The following is a 5553-nucleotide window of genomic DNA, read 5'->3' as shown; positions in this document are numbered from 1 at the left end:
CCTGGCGCTATCGCTAAGGCCATTTTTGGCTCACAAGTGTTCAACTTGGGCTAATAGCTTCCATAACAGAGCAGTGAGAATCGATGGCGACCACATCATAATACCACGGGGATAAACCCCGTGGCTCGTCAAGAGGCTGACTGCTGATTGCTGAAAGCTATTCTTCCCACCGATCCAGCCAATGACGTATCCGCATGGCCGTCGGGTCGATGCGGTGGTCGCTGCGGATTTCGACCGTTTTCGTTGATCCCGGCAACATGTCAAAGAAGTTGTCGCTGAGCAGGACGCCCTCGCTTTCGATGCCGTCGATATGCACCATGCGGGCGTAGTTGACGGTGCTGAAGTTGATTCTCATGACGTAGTGCGGGCCGGGCTTGTATGAAAGCGGGGCGGGTTTTCGGATGCTCTCGCTGGTTCGCCAGCTCAGCTCGGGCACCGGCCAGTGGATCTCCCGCCACGGCCGATGGAAGAACGACGTCTCGGCCAGCGATCTGGCTCCGGTTCCGAACGACGCGAACAGATAGGAGTCGGGCGTGGCCTTGACCTGCTTCTTGCGGATCGATGCCGCGAGCTGTGCCGAATTCGCGCCGACTCTCACGCGGCACTTGCGCGACCAGACGGGTTTGCCGGCAACGCGGCCCTGGCCGAAGGTCAGCGTCCCGGCCAGCGGCTTGAGCGTGTCGTTGACCACATACACGGCATAGTGATCCGGCTCGTCGATGATCGCGGCGATGATAGGCGCGAAACCGCGTTTCCCGGCATAGTAAGCCGGCTTGGGTACCAGGTAGTAATCGACCACGGACCAGCTTGCGCACGGCCAGCAATCGTTGAACATCCAGAACATCGCTCCGGCGTTTTCCCACTTGCGGCGGCGATGGTGTTCAATCTCCGCGCGGATCAGCTCGGCGTGGAAGGTCGACGCGCAGCGGACGAAGCCTTCCGCGTCGCTGATCTCGCCGACCAGCGTCGAGGCCATCTTGGCCTGCACCTGGGCGAACGTCTCGGGGATGGTGTTGTACGGGTTGTCCTGGACGTGGTATTCCATTTCCTCGCTGATCGGCCAGATCTTCTCCCGGGGAACGAACTTGATCAGCGACTGCATTCGCGTCGGGCCGTGGTAGCCGAACTCGGAATTGAACACCGTGTTGTAGTCCCGCAGTTTCTCCCGCCAGCAGGTGATGCCTGCCTGGTAGGCATCCTCGTAGCAGCCGCCGTGCGAGTCGCCCGAGTTCCTATCATTGCCCAGGTCGGTGTAACTCTGGGGACTGGCCGGTCGATAGGGGCGGGTGGGGTCGAGGTCGGTGCATACGCCCCGGATGATGACGTGGAACAGCCGCTCGCCGTAGCTGACCTTGAACCCGGCCGAGCCGGTTTTCTCGTTCCCGCCGCACCAATACACCACACACGGCCGGTTGCGAAGGCGCTTGACCTGGTATTCGATTTCCGGAATGACCTCGTCGATGAATGCCGGATGATCGTCCGGGTAGTCGCTGCAGGCAAACATGAAGTCCTGCCAGACCATGATGCCCAGTTCGTCGCAGGTGTCATAGAAAGCGTCGGATTCGTAGATCCCGCCGCCCCAAACGCGGAGCATGTTGAAGTGGGCATCCTGAGCGAGGTGGACCAGATGCCGATATCGGTCCGGCCTCAGCGTGCCGGGGAAACAGGAAGGCGGCACCCAGTTGGCCCCTTTGCAGAAGATCGGCGTGTCGTTGATCTCGAAGCGAAAGCTCAGACGATCGCTGCCGAGCGGCTCCTCAACGAGCCTGACCTCGCGGAACGCGAACCGACCCTCGACCTGGTGATGCGCGCGGCCGTTGCGGATTAGTGTGATGCGGTACTTGTACAGCGGTTGTTGCCCGTAGCCGTTGGGCCACCAGAGCTGGGGTTTCGGCACACAGAGCGTGCAGAAATTCTTCTGGCCGGTGATGGGGATTCCGTGCCGGATCGGTCTGGCCTTGACCGGCTTGGCCAGGTTGAACGGTCCGGTGATCTCGACCAACAGGTTGCCCGTTGGCTTGACGGTTTCCGCCGCTCTGTCCTCGGTACTGCTCTGGTCAAGATCCTGCCGACAGGTTCTCTCATCGAGGGTCATGTGAAAGGTGACATGGCCGTCGTTTCTCGCCCGGACGGCCACGTCCATCACCCGGCCGCTGTCGAACGACTCAAGCCGCACGCTTCGCCAGATTCCCAGGGCGGGAAGATGGGGGGCCCAGTCCCAACTGAACTGGCACTGAGCCTTGCGGGCGAAAACGCGAGGCGTGTTGAAGCAGGCGAAGTACTTCTGGTACGGGTTGGCCTCCAGGATTCGCAGCGTGGCCCCTATGCGAACGACCAGCGTGTTGCGCTGCCCGGGCCGGATCACGTCGGTGACGTCCATGCGATAGGCGCGGTGGCTGTTGCGGGTCTGGCCGACCATGTGCCCGTTGAGCCACACCGTGCCGAACAGGTCGATGCCCTCGAATACCAGCTCGGATCGCTGCAACACGAAATCGGCCGGTACGTCAAAGTCCCGTCGGAACCACCATTCGCGTTCACCCGTCCAGCGACATTGCTCGACGTTCGTGCCCATGAACATGTCCGACGGCAGCCGGCCCGCTTCGACCAATGTCGGGTGAATGTCGCCCGGCACCGGCGTGGTCAACCAGTCGTCAGTCGGGCACGCGGCATCAAACGGACGCGCGGCCTCGCCTCGTTCATGATCGAAATCCTTCAGCAACCAGTCGCCGTCGAGTGTGATCGTGTTGACAGGCATGGGGGGCTCCCTGGGAGCATCAGAAGTTCTCAGTCTTCAGTTGTCAGTTTTCAGTCGGACGGGCTTTTTGAGCCGCTTTTATTCGTCGTATTGCCCGGCGGATTTCGGCTGAAACTGATCACTGACGACTGACAACTACCTCAGATAACTCGCTATCTCCTCAAACGTCTCACAATAACTCATGCACAACGTCTTCGTTCCGCTCTCTGCGATGTTGCCTCCGGCCAGGCCGATGGCGGCAAAGCCCGCCAGGCGGATGGCGCAGACGCCCGCGCCGCTGTCTTCAATCCCGATCACGTGATGCCGTCGCTCGAAGGGAATGCCGAGCCCGACTCGGGAGGCTTCGGCATACAGCCACGGATGCGGTTTGGGCGACAGCTCGCCGAGCGTGCCGACCTCTCCGTGACGAAGCGGGTAACCCGCGGTGATGATCGCATCGTAAAACCCTTTCGGGTCGCCCAAGTTCATGGTGCGGAACGCCGAAACGATTTCGGGCCAGGCTTTCTCGTGAAGCCCCGACGACACGAGCGCCACCTTCACGCCGGTTGCCTTGAGCTCGCGCAGAAAGTCCTTGAGTCCCGGCGTGGGGGTGAAGGCGTTTTCGCGGCCGCGGCCGGCAAGAATCGCGGCCATCTCGCGGTGGGTGTGCTCAAAATAGTAGCGGCGGGCCTCCTCCACCGTCTTGTCCGGACAGTACTTACGGATGCAGTATTGCAGATGCTCCGAGACGCTGTGCCCCGAGACGAACGGCAAGTCCGCCTCTTCCAGCTCAAACCGCGGGTTGTCCAGCAGGCTGGCCGTGGTCATCTCGATGATCCAGATCCAGAAGTTCTCGCTACGCACGCTGGTGCCGTCGAGGTCCATCAACACCGCCTCGACGGGCGGGTCGAGTCGAACCGGATGTACCGGGTAATATGCCGCGTAGCCCATCGCGGACTTCACGTGTGCCAGGGTGTGACCGGCAAACGCGACGAACTCCACTTTGCGGTCGCCGGTGGCAGTGACCGAGACAACCCCGTCCCGTCCGACGTGGAAGCGGCCGTCTGCGGTGGCCGGCAGCGGAATAAGACCCGATTCTTCCGATATCGTCCCGATGGCCGGTATGTCGGCAATGATACCCATGTCAATCCAACTCAATAACAGATCCGTACAGTCTACCGGATTGGGCCGATTTCACAACGGTTGCGATTGACAGCGTTCCACCCGCATCAGCATAATGCGAACGGCTTATGCGAGGGCGTCCGGCGAAATCGAGTCTCGGAGGACGAGCTATGACAATCAGGACAGGCTTCGGAATCCTGATTCTGTGCCAGCTCGCGTCGATTGCGGGCTGTGCGGCCGTCAAGCCGTCCACCCCGAATGTGCGGCGTGAAGTGCCCGTGGCCGTGTTGCGGTCGGCACCGCCGATGGAGCTGCCCGGCGCCGCCATGCCCGAGAAGAATGTGACCGGCCTGGTTGACTGTAACAATCCTGTTCACTGGGACGGAGACGCCATGTACGTGTTCTCCTCCGTCGGTTATGCCGATCGCAGTGAGGGGGCTGATCTTTTCTCGCTGAAGGGGCCTTCGGTTCGCACGCGCTACGATAATGATGCCGACCCGTCCATCGGCGGCCGGTGGATCGAAGCCACCTTCAAGCACGAGAGCGGCGTGCTATACGGTTGGTATCACAATGAACCGCCTCAAGTCTGCGGACCGCACAAACGGCTGACCGCTCCCCGGATCGGGGCGGCGATTTCTTTCGACAACGGTCTCAACTGGAAAGATCTTGGTATCATCCTGACCGCCCCTCCGGACTCGCTCTATTGTGAGACTCCCAACCGGTATTTCGCAGGGGGCAGTGGGGACTTCTCGGTGATCCTCGATCAACAGAGGCGGTTTTTCTACTTTCTCATCAGTACTTACAACCGCGACGTGGCCGAGCAGGGTGTTGCCATTGCACGCATGGCCTTCGCCGATCGCGATCATCCGGTCGGTAAGTTGTTCAAATGGTGCAAAGGTGCATGGCGTGAGCCGGGGCTGGGCGGACACGTGACGCCGGTTTTTCCCGCCAGGTCGGACTGGCACCAGGAGAAGGTCGATGTCTTCTGGGGGCCGTCCATTCACTACAACGCGTACTTGGACCAGTACGTTATCCTGATGAACCGGGCGATCGACACGGAGTGGACCCAGGAGGGCATCTACGTGATTTTCTGCCCTGATCTGTCGGATCCCAACGGCTGGGCCACGCCGGTGAAGGTCTTTGACGGCCGGGGGTTCGCCCCCAGGCAGAACAATTGGTGGTATCCGCAAGTCATCGGTATCGACGCTTCGCGGAAGGAGACGGACAAACTGGCCGGTCGCGTTGCCCGCTTTTTCATCCGAGGCAAGTCCGCGTGGGAGATCGTGTTCCTCCGTCCGGGAGAGAAGCTGTGAGCCTTTGGAACCTAACAGCCGGACACCTATGCCGGGTGCCATGCCCACGGTTTTGCGTGGGCATGTGCCTTTAGTCTCTTCCGTCGCAACTGGTGTGCATTTTGCGCGCATGTTTCCGGATTGAAGCGCGCTTGGGTTGCGGCCCGCAAAAAGGCGGCCCTTTTTGGTTTCACAGCTCGGCGAACGGGATAGCCGTCACGCCGGGTGCCAGGGACAGTCGGATGTTTCCGGGATGGACGACGTATCCGGGTGCCGCCCCCTCGCCGTATGCGTCTCGAAATGCTAAGGTACCAGCCGCCATCGCTGGTTGTGGAGTCGCCAACAGCTTCACTTCAATGGGAACAAGTCGTCCTTCCGTTTCAACGACGATGTCCACCTCGGCGC

4 protein-coding genes are annotated in these 5553 nt (G+C 60.9%); 1 reads left to right on the top strand and 3 read right to left on the bottom strand.

The genetic code is table 11. The annotated features are described in order from the left end of the window. Positions 1-157: 157 nt before the first annotated feature. Together PLL20_21435 and PLL20_21430 are read right to left on the bottom strand one after the other, a co-directional pair. Positions 158-2755, bottom strand: coding sequence for a hypothetical protein (locus PLL20_21435; GenBank protein ID HPD32562.1), 2598 nt, complete (start codon positions 2753-2755; stop codon positions 158-160). A gap of 135 nt (positions 2756-2890) precedes the next feature. After that, positions 2891-3877 carry an HAD family phosphatase gene (locus PLL20_21430; protein HPD32561.1) on the bottom strand — a complete coding sequence of 329 codons (987 nt, stop codon included), beginning with the start codon at positions 3875-3877 and terminating at the stop codon, positions 2891-2893. A gap of 149 nt (positions 3878-4026) precedes the next feature. Between PLL20_21430 and PLL20_21425 the strand changes: the two genes are divergently transcribed. Next, entirely contained in the window at positions 4027-5169 is a 1143-nt protein-coding gene (locus tag PLL20_21425) for a hypothetical protein (GenBank protein ID HPD32560.1), read from the top strand. Between the two features lie 169 nt (positions 5170-5338). On the opposite strand, the gene PLL20_21420 is transcribed toward PLL20_21425, so the two are convergent. Next, positions 5339-5553 (bottom strand): GTP-binding protein (locus tag PLL20_21420; GenBank protein ID HPD32559.1); only part of this gene is annotated, 215 nt, incomplete at its 5' end.

The organism is Phycisphaerae bacterium, assembly GCA_035384605.1.
GTDB lineage: Bacteria > Planctomycetota > Phycisphaerae > UBA1845 > PWPN01 > JAUCQB01.
Note: the sequence above shows the minus strand (reverse complement) of the source record. Positions and strands in the feature narration are given on the sequence as shown.